21 protein-coding genes are annotated in these 20,894 nt (G+C 60.9%); 11 read left to right on the top strand and 10 right to left on the bottom strand.

The window, feature by feature from the left end:
- Positions 1-2 precede the first annotated feature (2 nt).
- A complete protein-coding gene (locus FJQ55_RS17455; RefSeq protein WP_140830226.1) occupies positions 3-410 on the top strand; it encodes a hypothetical protein in 408 nt (135 codons plus the stop codon).
- A 7-nt stretch (positions 411-417) separates the two neighbouring features.
- Here the strand turns inward: FJQ55_RS17455 and FJQ55_RS17450 are convergent, their stop codons facing one another.
- The 3 genes from FJQ55_RS17450 to FJQ55_RS17440 form a co-directional block, all read right to left on the bottom strand.
- On the bottom strand, positions 418-1,521 hold the full coding sequence (locus tag FJQ55_RS17450) for a nickel/cobalt transporter (RefSeq protein ID WP_140830899.1): 1,104 nt from the start codon (positions 1,519-1,521) through the stop codon (positions 418-420).
- A 23-nt stretch (positions 1,522-1,544) separates the two neighbouring features.
- Positions 1,545-2,189, bottom strand: a complete 645-nt coding sequence (locus FJQ55_RS17445; RefSeq protein ID WP_140830223.1) for a DUF1007 family protein — start codon at positions 2,187-2,189, stop codon at positions 1,545-1,547.
- An 87-nt stretch (positions 2,190-2,276) separates the two neighbouring features.
- Positions 2,277-3,170 carry a LysR family transcriptional regulator gene (locus FJQ55_RS17440; RefSeq protein WP_062280249.1) on the bottom strand — a complete coding sequence of 298 codons (894 nt, stop codon included), beginning with the start codon at positions 3,168-3,170 and terminating at the stop codon, positions 2,277-2,279.
- 571 nt (positions 3,171-3,741) lie between these two features.
- On the opposite strand from FJQ55_RS17440, the gene odc2 reads away from it, so the two are divergent.
- From odc2 to FJQ55_RS17415, 5 genes are all read left to right on the top strand, one after another.
- A complete protein-coding gene (gene odc2 / locus FJQ55_RS17435; protein ID WP_140830221.1) occupies positions 3,742-4,875 on the top strand; it encodes an ornithine/lysine decarboxylase in 1,134 nt (377 codons plus the stop codon).
- Between the two features lie 69 nt (positions 4,876-4,944).
- Positions 4,945-5,541 carry a GNAT family N-acetyltransferase gene (locus FJQ55_RS17430; protein WP_140830219.1) on the top strand — a complete coding sequence of 199 codons (597 nt, stop codon included), beginning with the start codon at positions 4,945-4,947 and terminating at the stop codon, positions 5,539-5,541.
- Between the two features lie 163 nt (positions 5,542-5,704).
- A complete protein-coding gene (locus tag FJQ55_RS17425) occupies positions 5,705-6,340 on the top strand; it encodes an outer membrane protein (RefSeq protein WP_140830217.1) in 636 nt (211 codons plus the stop codon).
- A 263-nt stretch (positions 6,341-6,603) separates the two neighbouring features.
- A complete protein-coding gene (locus tag FJQ55_RS17420; RefSeq protein ID WP_140830215.1) occupies positions 6,604-7,302 on the top strand; it encodes an OmpW/AlkL family protein in 699 nt (232 codons plus the stop codon).
- A 296-nt stretch (positions 7,303-7,598) separates the two neighbouring features.
- Positions 7,599-8,225 carry an outer membrane protein gene (locus FJQ55_RS17415; protein ID WP_140830213.1) on the top strand — a complete coding sequence of 209 codons (627 nt, stop codon included), beginning with the start codon at positions 7,599-7,601 and terminating at the stop codon, positions 8,223-8,225.
- Positions 8,226-8,298: 73 nt separating this feature from the next.
- Here the strand turns inward: FJQ55_RS17415 and FJQ55_RS17410 are convergent, their stop codons facing one another.
- The 6 genes from FJQ55_RS17410 to FJQ55_RS17385 form a co-directional block, all read right to left on the bottom strand.
- Complete coding sequence (locus FJQ55_RS17410; protein WP_140830211.1) at positions 8,299-10,146, bottom strand: methyl-accepting chemotaxis protein; 1,848 nt, start codon at positions 10,144-10,146, stop codon at positions 8,299-8,301.
- A gap of 311 nt (positions 10,147-10,457) precedes the next feature.
- Positions 10,458-11,444 carry a WD40 repeat domain-containing protein gene (locus tag FJQ55_RS17405; RefSeq protein WP_140830209.1) on the bottom strand — a complete coding sequence of 329 codons (987 nt, stop codon included), beginning with the start codon at positions 11,442-11,444 and terminating at the stop codon, positions 10,458-10,460.
- A gap of 66 nt (positions 11,445-11,510) precedes the next feature.
- On the bottom strand, positions 11,511-12,620 hold the full coding sequence (locus FJQ55_RS17400) for a CobW family GTP-binding protein (protein WP_140830207.1): 1,110 nt from the start codon (positions 12,618-12,620) through the stop codon (positions 11,511-11,513).
- 79 nt (positions 12,621-12,699) lie between these two features.
- Complete coding sequence (locus FJQ55_RS17395; RefSeq protein ID WP_140830205.1) at positions 12,700-13,110, bottom strand: type II toxin-antitoxin system VapC family toxin; 411 nt, start codon at positions 13,108-13,110, stop codon at positions 12,700-12,702.
- A complete protein-coding gene (locus FJQ55_RS17390; RefSeq protein ID WP_140830203.1) occupies positions 13,107-13,382 on the bottom strand; it encodes a type II toxin-antitoxin system Phd/YefM family antitoxin in 276 nt (91 codons plus the stop codon). The genes FJQ55_RS17395 and FJQ55_RS17390 overlap by 4 nt, the downstream gene beginning before the upstream one ends.
- Before the next feature lie 54 nt (positions 13,383-13,436).
- On the bottom strand, positions 13,437-14,228 hold the full coding sequence (locus FJQ55_RS17385) for a creatininase family protein (protein WP_140830201.1): 792 nt from the start codon (positions 14,226-14,228) through the stop codon (positions 13,437-13,439).
- Positions 14,229-14,331: 103 nt separating this feature from the next.
- Here FJQ55_RS17385 and FJQ55_RS17380 point away from each other — a divergent pair, with 103 nt between their 5' ends.
- The 5 genes from FJQ55_RS17380 to FJQ55_RS17360 all read left to right on the top strand — a co-directional run bounded on the left by FJQ55_RS17380 (position 14,332) and on the right by FJQ55_RS17360 (position 18,902).
- Positions 14,332-14,889 carry a MarR family winged helix-turn-helix transcriptional regulator gene (locus tag FJQ55_RS17380; RefSeq protein ID WP_140830199.1) on the top strand — a complete coding sequence of 186 codons (558 nt, stop codon included), beginning with the start codon at positions 14,332-14,334 and terminating at the stop codon, positions 14,887-14,889.
- Positions 14,890-14,966: 77 nt separating this feature from the next.
- The gene (locus tag FJQ55_RS17375; RefSeq protein WP_140830196.1) at positions 14,967-15,983 is read left to right on the top strand and encodes a LacI family DNA-binding transcriptional regulator; all 1,017 of its coding nucleotides are present in this window, start codon (positions 14,967-14,969) and stop codon (positions 15,981-15,983) included.
- A gap of 17 nt (positions 15,984-16,000) precedes the next feature.
- Positions 16,001-16,966: a 2-hydroxyacid dehydrogenase gene (locus tag FJQ55_RS17370; RefSeq protein WP_140830194.1), complete on the top strand. Its 966-nt coding sequence runs from the start codon at positions 16,001-16,003 to the stop codon at positions 16,964-16,966.
- 87 nt (positions 16,967-17,053) lie between these two features.
- Positions 17,054-17,521 (top strand): hypothetical protein, encoded by a 468-nt coding sequence (locus tag FJQ55_RS17365; protein WP_140830192.1) that lies wholly within the window; start codon positions 17,054-17,056, stop codon positions 17,519-17,521.
- Positions 17,522-17,795: 274 nt separating this feature from the next.
- On the top strand, positions 17,796-18,902 hold the full coding sequence (locus tag FJQ55_RS17360) for a TRAP transporter substrate-binding protein (protein WP_140830190.1): 1,107 nt from the start codon (positions 17,796-17,798) through the stop codon (positions 18,900-18,902).
- 113 nt (positions 18,903-19,015) lie between these two features.
- On the opposite strand, the gene FJQ55_RS17355 is transcribed toward FJQ55_RS17360, so the two are convergent.
- On the bottom strand, positions 19,016-20,893 hold the full coding sequence (locus tag FJQ55_RS17355) for a TRAP transporter large permease (RefSeq protein ID WP_140830188.1): 1,878 nt from the start codon (positions 20,891-20,893) through the stop codon (positions 19,016-19,018).
- Position 20,894 lies beyond the last annotated feature (1 nt).

Raw genomic sequence — 20,894 nt, 5'->3', positions numbered from 1 at the left:
TCGTGGAAAAGAACATCTTCAGCATCATCCTGAATGTCGGCACGGTGCTGGTCGTTGCGGCGCTCGCCTATGGCAGCTATCTCAACACGACCATTGCCTATTCGGTCGGGATCTGTGTGCTGATCGGCATTGCGGTCTATGCCTTCCGTTTCCTGCCGGCGCCGAAGCGCAGGCCGCGCGCCGAAGGTGCTGTAGCGCCCAGCCCGGCAAAATCGCCGGCCTCCTCGGCTGCCATCGTGGTCGCCGTGGTCGTCGGGCTTCTTCTGCTGCTGCCGACTATCGTGCTGTGGCTCGGCTCCTATTCGCCGGAGCTTGGAGCCTTCGTGGGTGCGATCGGGCTGATGGCGATGTTCCTGATCCTGTGGTTCCGCTCGCGCTATCAGCGTAGCCATGAAGGCGATCAGTCCTGACTGGCACTCATGCCTGAAGGCTTGCCGCCAGGAGCAGGGCGCCGAGGAGGGTGACCAGCACAGCGGCGCCGATTTCGATGCCGCTTGCCACCATGCCGGCACGGCGCGAACCGGGGCCGGAAAGCCGCAGCGCCAGCCCTTTTGCGCCGACGGCGAGGCTTGCTAGGGCCGAGACAGTGATGGCCGTTCCAAGCGCCATGGCGAGGACCGAAAGCACGCCGCCAAGCACCAGACCGTTCAAGAGCGCAAAGGTCATCACCAGAAGTGCGCCTGAACACGGGCGCAAACCGACCGCAATGACGGCAGACCACGCATCACGCAGGCCGAAAGCATTCATGCGCAACGTGGCGGGGTCGGGTACGTGGGTCATGCCGCATTCGTGACAGATCGATCCCGGTGCAAGCGCGTCATGGCCGTGGGCAATTGCATCGGCTCGAAAGCGCGAGGTCTGGGCAGGTGAAAGCTTGGGCGCACCGACCTGTTCTTCCGAGGCGGCAAAGAGTGACGCCGTGGTGCCGGCCTGGCCTGCCGCTGCCGCGGCTCCATCGAATAGCGGAGACGCTGTTTGTGTACCCCGCAAGGAAGGCGAGAAAGACACCTTGAGCTTGCGAACGAGAAGCCAGACCCCGAAAAGGACGATCATCGCATAGCTTGCCGTCTCTAGCGCCTGGGTGGCAACCGTCATGGTGATCGCCGTGCCGCGCAGCACGAAATAGGCGGCGCCGACGACGGCAATCGCAACCAGAGCCTGGAGGAGAGCGGAGACGAAGGCGACGAGTATACCGCGCTTGAGTTCGATCTCATTGGCAAGCATGTAGGAGGAAATGACCGCTTTACCGTGGCCGGGGCCGGCCGCATGAAAGACCCCGTAAGCAAAGGAGAGGCCGATCAGGGTTGCGAGCGCAGAAGGATCTTCCCGCATTGCCTTCAGTGCGGTGGTGAGCGACCGGTAAAAGGCCTGCTGATGGGTGTTGATCCACACAAGCAGATGGGCGAATGGTCCGCTCATCGGCTGGTAGGAGGGCTCTGCTGCACCGACGCCGAGCGGCGAGGCGGCATGGGCGAGGCCCGAAGCGAGCAGAAGGGCTGCAAACCCCAATAGCAACGGCATGGCCCTGGGCGCCCGAATACCGATCAGCATGTCAGCTCCAGCCGGGTAGCGAAGAGCTTGCCCATGTCGGTCCCGGCGGGGTCGTTGAAGAAGGCTTCCGTCAGGTTAGACTGGTTCTGGGCGATGACCTGATCGGGGTCCGGTCGGACGACCGTGTGCTTGCAGCCGGCAAAGGCTTTGCCTTCGACAACGATGTCGCTGTCCTTGGCAAAGTCGATTGCCGTGTAAAGTGTCGGATCGTAGACCCCGAAATTCATTCGCCCGCCGATCTTCAGCGGTGTCTTCGGCTTGGCGATGAAGAAGACGAGGAGTTGGTTGTCCTTGTAGTCGACGTTGAAAACGTCCGGCTTTGCCACCTCGGACGAGGCGCCGTCCTTGGAGATGAAGGTGAAGTAGCTGTAGTCGCCGAGCGATTCGCGGATCGTATGAGCAATCTCCTGGAGTTCCTTGTGATCGAGCTTCAGGTCGCTGTTCTTGTCGAAGTCCATGAGAACGCTGGAGGAGAAGACGTCGTCGAAGCGCCAGACATTGCGCAGTTCCTTGACCGTGCCGTCATCGGCCGCGACGATCTCAAGCCTTGCTTCAGCGAAGATATGGGGATGCGAGAGTGCAGGCGTGGCCAGCAACAGACCGAGCCCTGCCGCTGCATATCCAAGGCATCCGCGCATGTAATCCGACCTTCCCGCATCCGGTTTCGGGAGCCTTCCGTGCCTCACGAATGGGACGAAAATGGGACCCGTTGTTCCATCCGATCGTCAGGAATAGCGCTTGAACCATGCGTGGAGATAGTCGACGAAAGCGCGCACCTTGGCGGGGAGATAGCGCCGGTGTGGATAGACGGCATAAATGCCGCGATCCTTGGCGATATATTCGTCGAACAGCGAGACCAGTTCACCGGATGCCAGATAGGGGCGGGCGATGAAATCGGGGATCATTGCGACGCCGAGGCCGGCGCGGGCGGCGCGGAGCGTCGCCTGCGGGCTGTTCACCTCGATCGGTCCGGATACGCTGACCGAGATCGGGCTACCGTCGGTGTCGATGAAGCGAAGGCTGTTGTGCGAGCGGGAGTTGGTGTCGATGAGAAAGGGTACGCGCGATAATTCACTGGGATGGGTGAGGGGGCCGCGGGCCTCTATGAAGGCAGGCGTGGCGCAGGCATAGACGCGGAAATCGGAAAGCTTGCGAGCGATCATGCCGGAATCATCGAGCTTGGTGATTCGGATGCCGAGGTCGAAACCCTCCTCGATCAGGTCGACGAATCGGTCCTCAGCCACAATCTCTAGGGCGAGTTCAGGATTTTCGCTGGCGAAATCGATCAAGGATTGGCCGATCTCCGCATCGATAAAGGTGCGCGGCAACGTGACCTTCAGCTTGCCCTTGAGGTCGGCATTGTTTTCGCGCACGAGGTCGGCGAGGTTGTCGATCTCCTTCAGGATGTCGGCGGCTGTCCGATAATAGGTGTGTCCGGCTTCGGTCATGGAGAACTGGCGGGTGGTGCGGTTGAGCAGGAGCGCACCCAATTCGTCTTCCAATTCACGGACATACTTAGACAGCAGTGCCTTCGAGCGACCGGTCTTGCGGGCGGCAGCCGAGAAGCCCTCGGCTTCCACCACATCAATGAAGGCGCGGATGCGGGTCAGCGTATCCATGGTGTCCTCGATTTCCTCTTTCGCCGGATTGTGAACACTCCGGCGAGTTCGTTCAATAGATAACCGGAAATGCGGGAAAAAACTTCCAGCCCGGTGCAAAAAACCTCTTGATTATGACGTTCGCTTTTCTTATCTCCGTGCTTGCCCAAAGTCGCACGTGCCTGTGGGTGTCCGCCGACCCTCGAACTGGGATTTATCCCTAAGGTGAGGTCATCGGTAAGGTACCTGGAACTAACCCCTCCAGTCGCTATTCCGGCCAACCGGGAAATGCGAGGACATCTTGAAGCAACGACGGTGCGGGCCTTTCTGGTTCTCTGCCGGCTTTCCATCAGCCGGGGTACTGAAGAGGCACACCATCATTGCCGGAAGTGCGGTAGGGTCTCCCTCCAATCCATGGCAGACAAAGCGGATTTATGCGCTCCGGCAAGAGTGCGTTCATCCATCGTTTCGCGCGTCGAGCGTTCGTACGGTACCAGTGTCTCCACCGACTGGTCTCTTGCGATGTCTCGCCGTCCTTTGTCCATCCGAAGCCTGGCCGCTTCGGGAAGCTTGGAATTTGGAAGGTAGACCGATGACCACTGCACGTATCCTCGACTTCATCAACACCCGACGTCCGGAAGGTCCCTGCCTCGTGGTCGACCTCGACGTTGTGCGCGACAATTTCGGCGCCTTCCGTCACGCCCTGCCGGACAGCGCCATCTACTACGCAGTCAAGGCGAACCCGGCGCCGGAGATCCTCCAGCTTCTGGCATCGCTGGGCTCGAACTTCGACTGCGCTTCCGTTGCCGAAATACAGATGGCACTTGATGCCGGTGCGGATGCTTCGCGCATCTCCTTCGGCAACACCATCAAGAAGGAGCGCGACATCGCTCGTGCCTTCGCACTCGGTGTCAACCTCTATGCCGTCGACAGCCACGAGGAAGTCGAGAAGATCGCGCGTGCCGCTCCCGGCTCCCGCGTGTTCTGCCGCGTCCTAACGGACGGTGAAGGCGCCGAGTGGCCGCTTTCCCGCAAGTTCGGCTGTGTGCCGCAGATGGCCGTCGACGTTCTCGTCTACGCACACCAGCTCGGCCTCGAATCCTTCGGCGTCTCGTTCCATGTCGGTTCGCAGATGACCAAGGTCGATGCCTGGGACGGCGCCCTTGCCGATGCAAAGCGTGTGTTCAACTCGCTGGCCAAGCAGGGCATCGTTCTGAAGATGGTCAATATGGGTGGTGGTTTCCCGACCAAGTATCTGCGCGACATCCCGTCGGCAGAAGCTTATGGTCTGGCGATCAAGGAGTCGCTGAAGAAGCACTTCGGCAACAACATCCCGCAGACCATCATCGAGCCGGGCCGCGGCATGGTCGGCAATGCTGGCGTGATCAAGGCGGAAGTCGTGCTGATCTCGAAGAAGTCGGACAATGACGAGCACCGTTGGGTGTTCCTCGACATCGGCAAGTTCGGCGGTCTCGCCGAAACCATGGATGAGGCGATCCGTTACCCGATCCGCACCGCCCGTGACGCCGACGAGATGGAACCCTGCGTTCTTGCCGGCCCTACCTGCGATTCGGCTGACGTTCTCTACGAGAAGAACATGTATCCGCTGCCGATCTCGCTTTCGATCGGCGACGAGGTTCTGATCGAAGGAACCGGCGCCTACACAACCACCTATTCGGCGGTGGCGTTCAACGGGTTTGATCCGCTGAAGTCCTACGTCATCTGACGTCTCCCGCGCCGGAAAACCGGCGCGGATCTTCACAATCATCGTCACCGCTTGGGATGGGAGGCCACAATGGCCGCTGTTCTGACCAGCATGCGCGCGCTCTTTGCGCCGGCGCCTGCCTTCGTCATCGATACTGAAACGCCAGCCGACATCGTGGCGCGCGAAGCGCTGCTCGATCGTGCCATGGGTCCGGATCGCCGCAACAAGTCGTCCGAGAAGATCCGTCGCGGCCGGATCCCCGCCGAAGGCCTTGCGCTCGTCGCCCGCGATGTCTCGGGTCACGTCATCGGCACCGTGCGCCTCTGGAACATCGAAGCGGGCGTGAGCCGCGAGGGGCGCGCCATCGATGCGCTGCTGCTCGGGCCGCTTGCCGTCGATTCCGCTCAGGAAGGCAAGGGCATCGGAGCCGCCTTGATGCGCGCCGCCCTGATGGAAGCCAAGAAGCGCGGCCATGGCGCCGTACTGCTCGTCGGCGATGCGCCTTATTACGAGCGCTTCGGCTTCTTTGCCGAGAAGACGCAGCATCTGGTGATGCCGGGTCCGTTCGCGCGTGATCGCTTCTTGGCGCTGGAACTCGTGCATGGCTGGCTCGAAGGAGCCGCCGGCATGGTTGTCGCCTCCGGGCGCATGCTGTCGCAGCCGACGGGCTTGCGCCGCGCAGCCTGAGGCGGTCCCAGAACTCCCCTTGCCTCCAGCGCAACGGGGGCCGCGGGCCACCACGCGGTCCCCGAGCAAAATACCTGCAGAGATTGGACTGCCAGCGCTCCCATTCATTTTCTAAGACAGTCATCACCGAATAAGCGGGTTGTGGTGATCGAGGAGAATGGGAATGTGGAAAGTTTTGTCTATTGGAGCGGCCCTGGCGCTCCTGCTGTCCGGCGTGACGCAGGCCGCCGACGCGGTTCAAACTGCGCCGGCTTCTCCGCCCGAGGCAAGCGCAGTGTCGTCGTTTTCCTGGGCTGGCGGTTATGTCGGCTTACATGCCGGGTACGGCTGGGGCGAGGGCGATGCGGCGGCCGGCGGCGCTTCGGGCACCATCGATTTCGACGGTGGCCGGTTCGGCGGCTTTGCCGGGTATAATGTGGATCTCGGTTCTTCTGTGATTGTCGGCATTGAGGGCGATCTCGGCTATGACTGGAACGAGCGCGAGGACGGGACAGAGACCTTCGGCAGCAATATTCATGGCGCCGTCCGTGGTCGTGTCGGTTATGCCGTCGACCGGGCGCTCGTCTACGCTGCCGGCGGCTGGGCAGCCACCCAGTTCAGTTACGACGATACCGGTGTATCGATTGACGAGACGATGAACGGCTGGACCGTTGGTGCGGGCGTGGATTACGCGATCAACGATCGCATCTTTGTGCGGGCGGAGTATCGTTACAACGATTACGGCAATGCCGATGTCGGTGCGGTCAATATCGATTTCACCCAACACGTCGTTCAAGCGGGCCTCGGCCTGAAATTCTGAGCCAACCACCGCGTGAGTCGAGCCCGGTTTCTGTCGCGGCAGAGCCGGGCTCATGTATTTCGTCCTGTATTCGAGCAGATGGACGCCCCATCTGTCGTCAGTTTTGCAATCGTCAAAGCTGGTTGTGGCCTGTCTGCAACAGTCTCGCCTTTGCGACCATTTCTCTCTGCGCACTTGCTAACCTATTGATCTGGCTCAACTCGACCAGTGGGGTCCGGACGTTACCTGCGGGTGGCTTTGCCGAACTGTACAAGGAGAGAGACATGACCGCCGCCCCTTCACTGCGCCTTCGCGCGCTTGTTACCACTTGCCTCGCACTGCTCGCCGCCCCGATGGCGGTGGCTGCGGATCTGGCGCCCGCGCAGGAGCCGGTACCACAGGCGACGATGGATGCGGTCGCGGCGCTGAGCCCGTGGCAAGTGCGCGTTCGCGGACTCGGTGTCATCACCCATGATTCGGGTTCCGTCGACCAGATCAGTGGTTCTGGTCTGTCCTACAGCGACAGCGTCATCCCCGAGCTCGATATCTCCTACTATCTGACCGACCATATCGCTGCCGAACTGATCCTCGGCACGACCTATGCCAATATTTATGGTGAGGGTTCGATTGCGGGTCTTGGCAAGATCGGCAAGACCTGGGTGCTGCCGCCGACGCTGACGCTGCAGTATCACTTCACCGATTTTGGCGCCTTCAAGCCCTATATGGGTGCCGGTGTGAACTACACGATGTTCTACAACCAGTCTGGTGACGCGGCGAGTGATGTGGACGTGAAGGACAGTTTCGGCGCGGCTCTGCAGGTCGGTGCAGACTACATGATCAATGATCACTGGGGCGTCAACTTCGACGTCAAGAAGCTCTTCCTGCGCCCGGACTACGAGGCCACCATTGGCGGTACGACCTATACCGGCAAGGCAAAACTGGACCCCTGGCTGATTGGTGCGGGTGTAACGTACCGGTTCTGATCCCACAGATCTGACGGGATGAAGCGGAGGGCGATCGCGGCTGCGGTCGCCCTTTTTGCATGCCGATTTCGTGGCATTTCAGCCACGGCTCACGCGCTTGTGTCCGGCATCAACTTTTTTTCGCCGTGTTCGGGAACCATCTGGAGGCTGGGGACTTCTGGGGCAGGGTCCGGCGATCTGATCGCTCGGGCGGGAACTCAGGCACCAGACGGGTTTGTGATGTTGTGTTGTATAATTATTACACAATGAAATCCTGGATGGTGATATAAGCGATCTCGTAAACAGGAGTGACTCATATGTTCAAAACCTTCCTTCTCGGATCTGCCGCAGCTATGGCAATTTCGACCTCGGCTTTCGCAGCGGACGCCATTTACGAAGCGCCGGCAGAGCCGCCGGTTGCCGTGGAATCTGCTCCGCAGTTTTCTTGGGCTGGCGGTTATGCCGGTATTCTCACCGGCTACGGCTGGGGCGACGGTTCTAGCGCTACCTTCGACGAAGATTTCGACGGCGCGCGTTTCGGCGGCTTCGTCGGCTACAACTGGGATCTCGGAAACCAGCTGGTGGTCGGTCTCGAAGGCGATCTAAACTACGACTGGAACGAAGAAACCGTTGCAGGCACCGACATCAACAGCGGTCTCAACTGGTCCGCGCGTGCACGTGTTGGTTATGCCATGGACCGTGCCCTGCTGTTCGCAGCTGGCGGTTACACCGGAAGCAACATCTCGGCTGACGGCGCTGGCGTTGATGACGATGACACGCTGCACGGCTGGACCATCGGCGGTGGCGTTGATTACGCCGTAACCGACCGCATGTTCACTCGCATCGAATATCGTTACAACGATTTCGGCAGCGGTGACCTGGGCGGTGCTGACGTCGACTTCGACCAGCACGTCGTGAACGTCGGCCTCGCCGTCAAGTTCTGATCGACTGACTGAATGAAAAGCCCGGCTCTCCTTTTCGGAAAGCCGGGCTTTTTTGTTTTGCCGGCGTGGTTACTCAGGCGGCCGAGGCTGGTCGCTCCACCATCGGGATTGCCGTGTCGTCGCCGCGAATTGCGCTACGCCGGTTGAGCTGGAAGCGGTTGACCAGGGAGGTGAGCTGGACCGCACCTTCTGCAAGCGTATGGCTGATCGCAGTCGTTTCCTCGACCATTGCCGCGTTCTGCTGGGTCATCTGATCAATGCTGTTGATCGCGGCGCTGATCTCCTGCAACCCGACCGCCTGCTCGCGGGCAGCCGTGGCGATTGCATCGACATTGGTGTCGATTCGGGTGACATAGTCGCCGATCTGGGTGAGGGCCGTGCCGGTTTCGCCGACGAGCTGCACGCCCGACGATACTTCCACGCTCGATTTCTGGATCAATCCCTTGATGTCGCGTGCAGCATTGGCAGACCGCTGGGCAAGCTCCCGGACTTCCTGGGCGACAACCGCGAAGCCCTTGCCGGCCTCACCAGCGCGAGCGGCTTCTACGCCGGCATTCAAAGCCAAAAGATTGGTCTGGAAGGCTATCTCATCGATCACGCCGATGATCTGCCCGATCTCCGAAGAGGCCGTTTCGATCCGTTGCATGGCAGAGACCGCCGAGCGCACCACGCCACCGGAGGCTTCCGCACAGTGCTTGGCTTCGCGGACCAGCTCGCGGGTGTCGTGTGTGCGTTCCGCGGAGGAACGGACGGTTGCGGTCACCTGCTCGAGTGCTGCCGAAGTCTGTTCCAGGGCGGCGGCCTGCTGCTCGGTGCGTGTCGCCAGATTGCCGGAGGCCTCGCGCATTTCCTGGCTGTTCTCCAGCAGCCGACGGGTTTCTTCCAGAACCTTTTCGAGCGTGGCCTGGAACGTTGCGATCGAATGGTTGAAGTCGTGGCGCAGTGGCTCGAAGCGGGCGTCGAACGCCTCGTCCAGCGTGATGCGAATGTTGCATTCGGCAAGACGATGCAGACCGGCACCGAGGGCCTCAATGACGAAGCGCAGGGCTTCCGCCTCGATCATGCGGTCCTGATCTCGGGCAGCGCGCTGACGGTCGACCTCGCTGCGGGCGGCCTCCGTCTCCGCCTGCAGGCGCTGGTTTTCCAGGCCGGCTTGGCGAAACACCTCGACGGCTGTTGCAATATGGCCGATCTCATCCTTGCGCGTTGCATGCGGCACGACGGACTGAAGATCACCCTCGGCCATGCGGGTCATGTAGTCGGTGATCTCGCCCAGCGGTTTCAGGGCGCGGCGGTGGATGAAGAAGACGGTGCCGAGCGCCATGCTGATCAGCAGGAGACCCAGTACAAAACTCAGCTGTTCGCGGCTGGCGGATTCTTCCGCTGCGAATTTTTCCCTGTTGACCAGATACTCGGTTGCCATGCCCACGAGTTCGTTTACGGCCACTTCGTGGTCGTGGAACTCGGTCTTCAGTTTGATGAGGACCGGATTGATAGCGCTGGCATCACCCGCCTGCAAAGCGGGCAGATAATCGTTGCGCAGGGTTTTCCAGTAGACGTCGCCCTTGGTCAGCACCTTGTTGTACAGCTGGTTGCGCAAGTTTTCCGGCAAGGTCGAATTCTTCCAATACTCGCGCCGTTCTTCATAGGCCTTCTGCAGTACTTCGAAGCGCGGCACGTTGATTGCAGTCGTGTCGGGATGCACGACCGTCTCGTTGGCGAGCGCATAGGATTCGATCAGATAGAGCGGCGGCGGCAGAATGTCGGCGATCAGATCTTTGCCGTCGACGATCTCTTTGTAGATCGGTCCGTTGACCTTGAGCGTCTGCAAGGTCTGGGTGCCGATGCCGGCGACGGTGACGATGCCTGCAGCCAGGGCGAGGCCGGTTGCCGTAACGACGATTTTGAGGTTCAGGTTCATGGGGCGGGTCCATTGGCGCGATAGACCAAGCCGTAGCAGTTCGCACGCGTCTGCGCCCCGCTGGCAGGTCTTGCCATCGTTGAATCGGATATTGTTCGCAACATTTTGAAGGAGTGATTCCCAGTCCAGGCGAGACCCGGCGTTCTGTCTCTTGCTCGCCCACCCCAAATTAGGGATGGAATTACTACCGCATGGTTAAGGTAAGTATTCGGTGAACCAAAATATGCGATTTTTCGCCTCCCCTAACTCTAGGGGCGAAAAATGTATGCTCTACACGCAATTGAGAAGTGTTTCGGCTGCTTTGGGCACAATCAACCGGCGATGTCGACCACGCCGCAGTCGCCTGATTCCGAGCCGAAAGCCAGAAGCTTGCCGCTGGAACTCCAGGCCATCGAGGTGATTGCCCCCTTGCCCGGGCGACGCAGGAGTGCCTCTTTGCCGTCGGTGATGCGAACCGCCAGGATCATGCCATCAATGAAGCCGATCGCCAAAACCTCCTCAGCCGGATGGAAGGAGACGTTGGTGACCATGATATTGGCACGCGTTCCGAGCTCAAGTGGCGCCTTGCCCATAGGGCCATCCTTGCCGGCAAAAGGCCAGACGATGGCGGCGGGTGCGCCGGAAGAGGCGAGCCATTTGCCCTTGGGTGACCAGGAGAGCGACTTTACCTTCGCCGGATATCCCGTCATGCGCATATGGCGCGTGTCAGATCCCTTGCCGTCGAGCTTCCAGCCGTGGAGCGCTGACTCCTGCATCATGGTGACGACGAAGCGGCCGTCGGGCGAGAAGGTGACGCCGGTATGTGCGCCCTTCCATTCGAGATCGACCGGGGCACCCGCGGTGCCGACCCAGTGGAGCGTCACGCCGTTATAGCGGGCGACCGCGATGCGCAGGCCCTTCGGCGCGAAGTCGACTGCCTCGACAGTGCGCTCCTCGGTAAAATCCTTCGTCGTGCCATCGGCGAGGCGGACGAAGGTCGATTTGCCATGCGCATAAGCCACCGCACCCTGGGGGCCTGGTGCCACGACAGAGATCCACTTGCGCGGTACATGGGCCAGTTCTGTCACCGTGCCGTCATGGGCAATGCGCAGAACGCGGCCGTCTTCGCCGCCGGTGAGCAGGGTCTGGCTCGCCGGATCCTTGACGCAGGTGAGAAGGCCGGCATTGGCCTCCGTCACCTTCTCGCCGCCGTCCAGACGGTGGATGGCGCCCGTTGCGGCAGCAAAGACCGGGATGTCTCCGAGAAAATGGGTCGAGACAACGTGACCTTCGATATCGAGCGGGGCGACTGTAGGCATACGAACAAGCTTTCTTTCAGGCAAAGTTCTGGCGGAGAAGGGCGCGTTGCGCCCCGCTCAGGTGGTTCAGGCGGTGGCTTCGCAGGCCTTGAAGCTCGCTTCGAGCTTCTCGCGGTCAAGCTCGCGGCCGATGAAGACGAGGCGGCTTTCGCGCTTTTCGCCATCCTTCCACGGACGCTGGTGATCACCTTCAACGATCATGTGCACGCCCTGAACGACATAACGCTCCTCATCGCCCTTGAAGGCAATGATGCCCTTGAGGCGTAGGATATTCGGCCCTTGCGTCTGGGTGACCTTCTGAATCCACGGGAAGAAGCGATCCGGGTTCATCTCGCCGCCGCGCAGCGAGACCGAGGTGACGGTGACATCATGGATCGCCGAGGGGGCGTGGTCATGATGGTGATGGCCATGGCCATGATCGTGCCCGTGACCATGATCGTGGTGGTCGTGATGGTGGTGTTCATGGCCATGGTGATGATCGTGGTCGCAGTCCGGACCACAGACATGGTTCGGATCGTCATGATCGAGGAAATGCGGGTCGTTTTCCAGTGCGCGCTCAAGGTTGAAGGCGCCCTGGTCGAGAACCTTTGTCAGATCGACACCCGACCGGGTGGTCGAGTAGATGCGGGCCGACGGGTTGATGGCGCGCACGATGTGCTCGATCTGGTGGAGTTCGTCATGGCTGACAAGGTCGGCCTTGTTGATGACGACGACATCGGCGAAGGCGATCTGGTCCTCGGCTTCGCGGCTGTCCTTGAGGCGCAGCGGCAGATGCTTGGCATCCACAAGGGCGACGACAGCATCAAGCTCCGTCTTGGTGCGGACATCGTCGTCCATGAAGAAGGTCTGTGCGACCGGAACAGGATCGGCGAGGCCCGTGGTCTCGACGATGATACCATCGAAGCGGCCCGGACGCCGCATCAGGCCTTCAACGACACGGATAAGGTCGCCACGCACGGTGCAGCAGACGCAGCCGTTGTTCATCTCGTAGATTTCTTCATCCGACTCGACAATCAGGTCGTTGTCGATGCCGATCTCGCCGAACTCGTTGACGATGACGGCGTATTTTTTGCCGTGGTTCTCAGACAGAATGCGGTTGAGGAGCGTCGTCTTGCCGGCGCCGAGATAGCCGGTGAGCACGGTGACGGGTGTCGGTTTTACGGATGCTTCGGTCATGAAAGCCTCAGATGTCAGGGGGTGCCGGGCGGTGCGGCTGTAATTGTATTACCCCATATAGGCGTTCCGCTTCGCCAGTTCAAAGGCTTTCATGCGGAGAGGAGGTGGAGAGTGTCGAGCGAAGGTCGGTGCGCGCAAAGTCATCGCCGACATAGAGCAGCGGGCAGTCGAATTCCGTCGCCGTAGCGTAGGCAAAGCAATCGCCGAAGTTGAGGGATGCGGGACGGATGCCTTTGCCGAAGCGCTTGTAGGTAGCTGCGGCGCGTTCGGATCGGGCCTGGGTGAGATCTATGGTTTCGGTTACGACAATGGAGAAGAGACTTTGCATGGGGCCGGTAAGTCGACGACGACTTGCCACGATGAGGCATTCAGCGATCGTCGCCGCAGAAATGAGCCGCCGCCCGGCCCTTCCTATGGCCTGTTCACAGGCTACTCCGTGTACTTCTTGTTGTAAGATTGCCATGTGAGCTGAGGTGTCGATGGCGATCACTGCGGCAGGCCATCCTCGTCATACAGGAAGTCTTGGCTTCTGGCGGCAGTTTCGCCCGGAAATGGGTCTGCCGTCTGCCGCGCTCGTTCCTTGATCTCGCGTAGGGCGACGCGGAACTCGTCTCTGCTTCTCGTGGGCGTCTCGACAGCCTTCAAAGGAACAATACGCGCAATCGGATCTCCGTCTCGGGTCAGGAGTATGTCTTCTCCCTTGTCTGCCCGATCGATGAGTTCGCCTAATTTTCCTGCGCGTCCTGTACGGAAAATCCTCATGCGGCAACCCTCGGTTCTCTTCGAAAATGAGCTTATCCGTACGAGGATGCAAGCTCACCGAAGGGTCGTCACATCAAACCCGTGTACATCCTCAAGCAGCTCAATCAGCCCCTTCACGCTGTGGGCGATCAGCTTCTCACCCCGCTGCGCCGTCGCTGCCGCAGCATTGCCGGCGACGCCGTCCTTGTTGAGGTCTGACATCTTCCAGCCAAACGCGTGGGGGCCGTAGGCGCGCAGGTGCTTGAAGCGCGTGGTGTATTCTGCCTGGCGCGAAGGAAAGGCGGCTGCCTTCGTCATGTCGACGCGTTCGGGGCAGAGCACCAGCATCACCGATGTCTCGATATCGCCGCCATGAATGTCGATCGCCTTGTCTTCCGGGGCCATCCAGCCGTCCGGTTGACCGAAGCGGGTCCAGCTGGTTGCCACGACCAGCATGTTGAAGCGCACGCGCGCTTCGGTTGCCACGATGGTCAGTAATGGCGAATTGCCGCCATGGGCGTTGAGGAGAACCAGTTTACGGATACCCCGACGATGGAGATTCTCGGCAATGGCGAGCCAGCGGGTGATGGCCTCGTCATAGGAAAGGGTGCGTGTGCCCTCGACGTCCATGTGCTCGATGGAGTAGCCGACTGTCTCGACCGGAAGCACCGTCACCGGCAAGGAGGCAGGCAAGGCCGCCACGACACGATCTACTATGCCGCGGGCGATCAGCGTGTCGGTGTCGAACGGCAAGTGCGGCCCGTGTTGCTCGTGCGCGCCAAGGGGGAGGACGGCGATCCATTCCGCCCGTTCTTCGGGCTCAAGAGATGGATTGTTTTCCTCGTACCAAGGCATCGGTTTCGACATCTGGCATCGCCTCCTGATCTTCGTTAAGACTTGCAGCCAGTTCGACGGCCTGTCCGGGTGGTAGGCCGACCATGCCGCAGATGCGCGAAGCCCGGGGAGAGTAATGGCGAAAAAGGACAAGGCCGACAAGGAGCGGGCCGATAAAGACAAGTCTGAAAAGGCTGAGCGGAAGAAGGCCGGCAAGAAGAAAGAGCCTGCCGCTCCGGGCACACTTGCCAATGCCGTGACGCAGGTGGCGCGCGGCATGCGCACCCGGCTGTCGCATGGCCTTGCCGAAAGCGGCCTTTATCCGGGGCAGGATGGCGTGATCCAGTTGCTGTCGGTGGAAGACGGGCTTACCCCCGGTGCTCTTGCCCAGCGTCTCGGCGTCAAGGCACCCACCATGACCCGCACCATCGGCCGCATGGAAGCGCAGGGTTTCGTCTTTCGTCGGGCGGATGATCGCGATGCACGCCTGACCAAGGTCCATCTGACGGAGGAGGGGCGCAACACCGTCGAGCGCATTGCCGGTGCGACGGCAGAGTGCGAGCAGGAAGCGGTGCGGGGCCTCTCCAACAAGGAATTGCGAACTTTGGTCAAGCTGCTGGCCATCGTCGATGGCAATCTGTCGGGTAAGGTCTCACTCTCTCGTTCCGCCAACGACGTTGATGAAGACGATTGAAAAGGCCCTTTTAATTGTTTAATTAAAACGTTTAAGGGCGCCAAGGCGACCACCGATTTTGCTGCGAGGGAGGAAACGTGGCGCAAAAGGTAAAGCTTTCGACCATTGCGGAGTCTCTTGGTCTTTCAACTGCCACCATCTCGCTTGCGCTGCGTGACAGTCCTCTGGTGGCGGTCGACACGCGGGAGAAGATCAAGGAGCAGGCCCGGCATCTCGGCTATATCTACAACCGGCGTGCCGCCAGTCTGCGCACCTCCCGCTCCGGGATCATCGGCGTCGTCGTGCATGACATCATGAACCCGTTCTACGGGGAAATTCTGAAAGCCATCGAAACCGAGCTCGACCGCAGCCGGCATACCTTCATCCTGTCCAATCATTACGACAGTGTCGACAAGCAGCGCATGTTCGTGGAAACCCTGCTGCAGCTCGGCGGGGACGGTGTCATCATGTCGCCCGCCATCGGCACGCCGCCGGAAGACGTGGCGCTAGCGGAAAACAACGGCATGCCGGCGATCTTCGTGGCGCGGTCCATGGAAGGTGTCGACGTCCCGATCTATCGCGGTGATGACACCTATGGAATCTCGCTTGCCACCAATCATCTGATTGGCCTCGGGCATCGCTCGATTGCCATGATCGGCGGTACGGATCAGACATCGACCGGCCGTGACCGCTACCAGGGCTATGTGAATGCGTTGCGCAAGGCGGGTATCGAGGTCGATCCCGGTCTTCGCATTCCTGGCCCACGCACCAAGCAAGGCGGGTTCGAGGCTGCCGTCAACTTCCTGTCGCTGCCACAGAAACCGACTGCTGCCGTCTGCTGGAACGATCTGGTAGCGATCGGGTTGATGAACGGCATCGCGCGTGCCGGTCTGATCCCCGGTCAGGATATCTCCGTTACGGGCTATGATGACCTCGAAGAGGCGTCAATCGCGACCCCGTCGCTGACGACCGTATGGAACGGACAGGCGGAAGTCGGACGGCTCGCGGCCCGTGCCCTGCTCGACAAGCTTGCGGGCAGTCATGAGCCTGACGGCATCCACCTGATCAAGCCGGAGATGCGGATTCGTCAGTCAACCGGTCCGATCCGCCGCTAGAGACCAAGGAGTTTTCCATGTCATCGGAACGCATCACGATCCTTATCCCGGGGCGGATTCACCCGCGCGTTCGCGCGCGGCTGACGGAGCGGTTCGACCTGGTCGAGATCGATAGTGCAGATGCCGTCGTTGCTTTGACGGAAGAGACGCGGTCGGGTGTGAGGGGCGCTGCCGTGTCCGGGCGTTTTCCCGCCTCGCTGATCGAGGCCCTGCCGCATCTGCAGGTGATCGGCAGCTTTGGCGTCGGCTATGACGGGGTGGACGTGAAGGCTGCAGCAGCTCGCGGGATCGTGGTCACCAACACGCCGGATGTGCTGAACGACGAGGTGGCGGACACGACGATCGCTCTGCTTCTTAACACACTGCGCCAGTTTCCGGCCGCCGAAAGCTATCTGCGGGCCGGTCGATGGGCCGCCGAGGGCCCATTTCCGCTGTCGCCGATGTCGCTCAAGGGGCGTCGCATCGGCATCCATGGGCTCGGACGGATCGGGCTCGAAATCGCGGAACGCCTGGTGCCCTTCAAGGTCGACATCAGCTACCACACCCGCAGCCCGCGTTCGGACGTGTCCTTCGCCTATCATGACAGTCTGCTGGGGCTCGCCCGCGCAGTCGATACGCTGATTTCCATCGTGCCGGCCACGCCCCAAACCAAGGGATCGATCAATGCCGAGGTTCTGGAAGCTCTCGGGCCGGACGGGGTTCTGATCAATGTCGGTCGGGGGTCAACGATCGATCAGCCGGCGTTGATCCGCGCGCTTCAGGATGGCACGATCGCGGCGGCCGGTCTCGACGTCTACGCCGACGAGCCGCAGGTGCCAGATGACCTGATTGCGCTTAAAAACGTCTCGCTGTTGCCGCATGTCGCCTCGGCGTCTGTTCCGACCCGGAATGCCATGGCGGATCTGGTTGCGAACAACCTGATCGCCTGGTTCGATAGCGGCAAGGCTTTGACCCCGGTTCCGGAAACCTCTGCGTCTTCTTAAGGCGTTTCTAAATCTCGTCAGCCTTCCGCAAGCTTCAAGGCGCATCCTTGTTCGCCATACCCGTCTCGGGCAAGAGGATGTGCGTCCATGAAGGCCTATCTCCAGGTGCTGAGTGTCTCGGCCGTTTCGGCGGCTGCGTCTGCGGTTCTGCTGTCGCTGTGGATTGGGCAGGGCCCAGCCGTCGTTGCTGATCAGGTTCCCGATTCCATCACTGTCGGGTCAACGCCGCCAGCGGGAGTGTTTGCGCCGCAGATTTCTGCAGCCTCCCCGCCGGCGGTCTTTTCCGTATCCAATTTTTCACGAAAGACCGTCTGCCTCGTTGAGCGGGGGGCGACGCTGACGAGCCGCAGTCGGGACTTCTTTGCCCCTCCCGATTGCGAATCCGTATGGCCCGGCCTCGCCCGAGCGACGAATTGGACGCAGAACGAAGACGGCAGCGTCACGCTGTCCACCGTGCATGGGGCGCCCGTTCTGACGCTTGTCCGGGGCAAGAGCTTTTCCTATGAGGTCGCCGATCCGGCGGAGGCGGATCTGGCGCTGCTCATGGTGCCCTGACCCACTACGTCTCATATCCCTTGGGTAACAGCACAGGCGCCGGCTTACAGCGCGCTGCTCCGCACGTATCGTTCGTCTGCGCCAGCCGGGCTTTGGAGCATGGCGGCCGAGACGGCTTGCAACTGTCACGGGCGGTATGCACGACCAAAGTCTAGTCCGAAAGACCAAGGCGCTTTGGCTTGAAAGGGCTCATCCAACATGATTAGCTCACATGTCAGCGCCGGGAGGGGCCGAGACGTTCCGCCGGTCGAGGAATTTCACAGGGAGGAAATACATGGATCGCAGATCATTTATCAAGAAGGCCGGCGCGACCGGGGCGGGTGTTGCGGCTTCCGCAGCGCTCGCCGCACCCGCTATTGCGCAGGAAAACCCGAAGGTGACATGGCGCCTGACGTCGTCGTTCCCCAAGTCCCTCGACACCATCTATGGTGGCGCGGTTGATCTCGCCGACCACGTGAAGGCCGCCACCGGCGGCAATTTCGAAATCCAGGTTTTCGCTGCCGGTGAAATCGTTCCAGGCCTGCAGGCGGTCGATGCCGTATCTGCCGGCACCGTCGAAGCGGCTCACACAACCTCCTACTATTTCTGGGGCAAGGAGCCGACTTTTGCTATCGGCACGGCGCTGCCCTTCGGCCTCAATGCGCGCATGTCGAATGCCTGGTTCAACCAGGGCAATGGCAACACGCTGATGAACGAGTTCTACGCGACCCAAGGTCTCTATGGTCTGCCGGCCGGCAATACCGGGGTCCAGATGGGCGGCTGGTTCCGCAAGGAGATCAACACGGTCGACGATCTCAAGGGCCTGAAGATGCGCATCGCCGGCCTCGCCGGCAAGGTGCTGGAGAAGGTCGGCGTCGTGCCGCAGCAGCTGGCCGGTGGCGACATCTATCCGGCGCTGGAAAAGGGCACGATCGACGCGGCCGAATTCGTCGGCCCGTACGACGATTCCAAGCTCGGCTTCCACAAGGTGGCGAAGTACTACTACTATCCCGGTTTCTGGGAAGGCGGCCCGGTCGTGCATGCCTTCTTCAATCTTGAGAAGTACAACGCCCTGCCGAAGCACTATCAGGCCGTCCTGACGGACGCCTGTGCCTTCGCCAACACCAACATGATGGCGAAGTATGACACGAAGAACCCGCCTGCTCTGAAGCAGCTCGTGTCCGAGGGTACCGTGCTGCGACCGTTCAGCCAGGAAATCATGGAAGCCTGCTACACGGCGGCGACCGAGATCTATGCCGAGCTTTCGGCGCAGAGCCCGTTCTTCAAGAAGACCTATGAAGACCAGCTCGCTTTCAAGAAGGACGCCTATCTCTGGGCACAGGTCGGAGAATATACCTTCGACACGTTCATGATGATCCAGCAGCGTGCCGGCAAGCTCTGAGATTATCCTCACTTATGACAAAGGCCCTGGACGAGCAATCGTCCAGGGCCTTTGTCATTCAAGGGGCTTTGCAGTTTCCTAAGCAGACCGGAAACGGTCTGCACTCATCTTCTTTAATTGATCACCGGCGGCTTGCTGAGATCGATCGATGGTGCCGGTGTCGTGGGTTGGGCGGCCGGTGGGGTTCCAAGCTCGAGCGGCGGCAAGCCCAGCGCCGGCTGCTGGGCAGGAGCTGCCGGCGAAGTGTTACCGTTGCCACCGAAATCCAGCGGCGGTAGTCCGAGTGCCGGCGGTTGATTCGTAGCGGGAGCCTGTCCCTCGCTGCCGAGGGGGGGTAGGCCGAAATTCGGCCCTGCAGTGCCACCCGGATTGGACTGTTCCGGGATCTTAATCTCGATCGTGTTCGGATCGGTGACGACCGCCTCACCCTTGTAATGCATCACCAGCCCGGGGAAGGCGATGACCGCCATGATCGCCAGGAACTGGATGATGATGAAGGGGACGACGCCCTTGTAGATATCCAGGGTCTTGATGCCCTCTCTCAGCTCGCCGGTGACCTTATCCTTCCACTGGCCTTCCGGGGCGACCGAGCGCAGATAGAAGAGCGAGAAGCCGAAGGGCGGCGTCAGGAACGAGGTCTGCAGGTTGATGCCGAGAATGATGCCGAACCAGACGAGGTCGATGCCATGGCTCTGGGCAACGGGCGCCAGCAGCGGTACCATGATGAAGGCGATCTCGAAGAAATCGAGGAAGCAGCCGAGGATGAAGACGATGATGGTGACGACGATCAGGAAGCCGTATTCGCCGCCCGGCAATGCCAGCATCAGGTCCTCGATCCAGACATTGCCGTTGATGCCGTAGAAGGTCAGTCCGAAGACGCGGGCGCCGATCAGGATCATCATGACGAAGGCCGAGAGACGCGTGGTGGCATCGAGGGCGTTCTTCAGGATGCCGACTGACATCCGACCCTTTGCAGCGGCAATGATCATGGCGCCGGCTGCCCCCATGGCGCCTCCTTCCGTCGGCGTGGCGATGCCGAGGAAGATGGTGCCGAGCACGAGGAAGATCAGCGCCAGCGGCGGCACCATCACGATGATGACCTGCTGCGCGAGACGCGAGATGATGTTGAGATTGCGGCTACGATTGATCAGGGCGAAGGCGTAGACAGAGAGCACGCCGAAGGCCAGCGCCGTCACCATCTGCCATTCTGGGCTCTGGATACCGGTGAAGAGCACTTCGTGGCCGAGGAAATAAAGCGCAGCCCCGATGGCGATCATGACGAAGAGAGAGGTCACGCCATCGCCCAAGGTCCGAGCTTCGCGAGGCAGGGCAGGGGCCCATTCCGGCTTGATCATCGTGACGGCGAAGACGTAAAGGCAGTAGGCCGCGATGATCATCAGCGCCGGATAGAGCGCGCCGACATACATGTCGCCGACGGAGCGGCCGAGCTGATCGGCCATGACGATCAGGACCAGCGACGGTGGCACGATCTGGGCGAGGGTGCCCGAGGCGGCGATGGTCCCGGAGACCAGAGGGCCGTTGTATTTGTAGCGCAGCATAATCGGCAGCGATATCAGGCCCATGGCCATGACCGAGGCCGCGACGACGCCGGTCGTTGCGCCGAGCAGGGCGCCGACGAGAATGACGGCATAGGCAAGGCCGCCCCGCACGGGTCCGAACAACTGCCCGATCGTGTCGAGCAGGTCTTCAGCCATGCGCGAGCGTTCGAGGATGATGCCCATTAGCGTGAAGAAGGGGATCGAGAGAAGCGTGTCGTTGTACATGATCCCGAAAATGCGTTCGGGATGCGACTGCAGCAGCGGCCAGAAGAGGCGGATTTCCGAGGAGATATGCGAGACCTCGACGCCGAGTACGAAGTAGATCAGGCCGCCGGCAGCGAGCGTGAAGGCAACCGGATAGCCGAGCAACAGCATGGCCATGACGGTCGTGAACATGATCGGGGCGAGATTGTGGGCGATCAGGTCGATCATC

The organism is Rhizobium glycinendophyticum (assembly GCF_006443685.1).
GTDB lineage: Bacteria > Pseudomonadota > Alphaproteobacteria > Rhizobiales > Rhizobiaceae > Allorhizobium > Allorhizobium glycinendophyticum.
The sequence above is the reverse complement of the archived record's forward strand: the minus strand, read 5'-3'. Positions and strand labels throughout refer to the sequence as shown.

Coding starts and splice junctions, on each gene's coding strand:
- FJQ55_RS17450 (WP_140830899.1), bottom strand. CDS start 1,521: ATGCCGTTGCTATTGGGGTTTGCAGCCCTTCTGCTCGCTTCGGGCCTC.
- FJQ55_RS17445 (WP_140830223.1), bottom strand. CDS start 2,189: ATGCGCGGATGCCTTGGATATGCAGCGGCAGGGCTCGGTCTGTTGCTG.
- FJQ55_RS17440 (WP_062280249.1), bottom strand. CDS start 3,170: ATGGATACGCTGACCCGCATCCGCGCCTTCATTGATGTGGTGGAAGCC.
- odc2 (WP_140830221.1), top strand. CDS start 3,742: ATGACCACTGCACGTATCCTCGACTTCATCAACACCCGACGTCCGGAA.
- FJQ55_RS17430 (WP_140830219.1), top strand. CDS start 4,945: ATGGCCGCTGTTCTGACCAGCATGCGCGCGCTCTTTGCGCCGGCGCCT.
- FJQ55_RS17425 (WP_140830217.1), top strand. CDS start 5,705: ATGTGGAAAGTTTTGTCTATTGGAGCGGCCCTGGCGCTCCTGCTGTCC.
- FJQ55_RS17420 (WP_140830215.1), top strand. CDS start 6,604: ATGACCGCCGCCCCTTCACTGCGCCTTCGCGCGCTTGTTACCACTTGC.
- FJQ55_RS17415 (WP_140830213.1), top strand. CDS start 7,599: ATGTTCAAAACCTTCCTTCTCGGATCTGCCGCAGCTATGGCAATTTCG.
- FJQ55_RS17410 (WP_140830211.1), bottom strand. CDS start 10,146: ATGAACCTGAACCTCAAAATCGTCGTTACGGCAACCGGCCTCGCCCTG.
- FJQ55_RS17405 (WP_140830209.1), bottom strand. CDS start 11,444: ATGCCTACAGTCGCCCCGCTCGATATCGAAGGTCACGTTGTCTCGACC.
- FJQ55_RS17400 (WP_140830207.1), bottom strand. CDS start 12,620: ATGACCGAAGCATCCGTAAAACCGACACCCGTCACCGTGCTCACCGGC.
- FJQ55_RS17390 (WP_140830203.1), bottom strand. CDS start 13,382: ATGAGGATTTTCCGTACAGGACGCGCAGGAAAATTAGGCGAACTCATC.
- FJQ55_RS17385 (WP_140830201.1), bottom strand. CDS start 14,228: ATGTCGAAACCGATGCCTTGGTACGAGGAAAACAATCCATCTCTTGAG.
- FJQ55_RS17380 (WP_140830199.1), top strand. CDS start 14,332: ATGGCGAAAAAGGACAAGGCCGACAAGGAGCGGGCCGATAAAGACAAG.
- FJQ55_RS17370 (WP_140830194.1), top strand. CDS start 16,001: ATGTCATCGGAACGCATCACGATCCTTATCCCGGGGCGGATTCACCCG.
- FJQ55_RS17365 (WP_140830192.1), top strand. CDS start 17,054: ATGAAGGCCTATCTCCAGGTGCTGAGTGTCTCGGCCGTTTCGGCGGCT.
- FJQ55_RS17360 (WP_140830190.1), top strand. CDS start 17,796: ATGGATCGCAGATCATTTATCAAGAAGGCCGGCGCGACCGGGGCGGGT.
- FJQ55_RS17355 (WP_140830188.1), bottom strand. CDS start 20,893: ATGATCGACCTGATCGCCCACAATCTCGCCCCGATCATGTTCACGACC.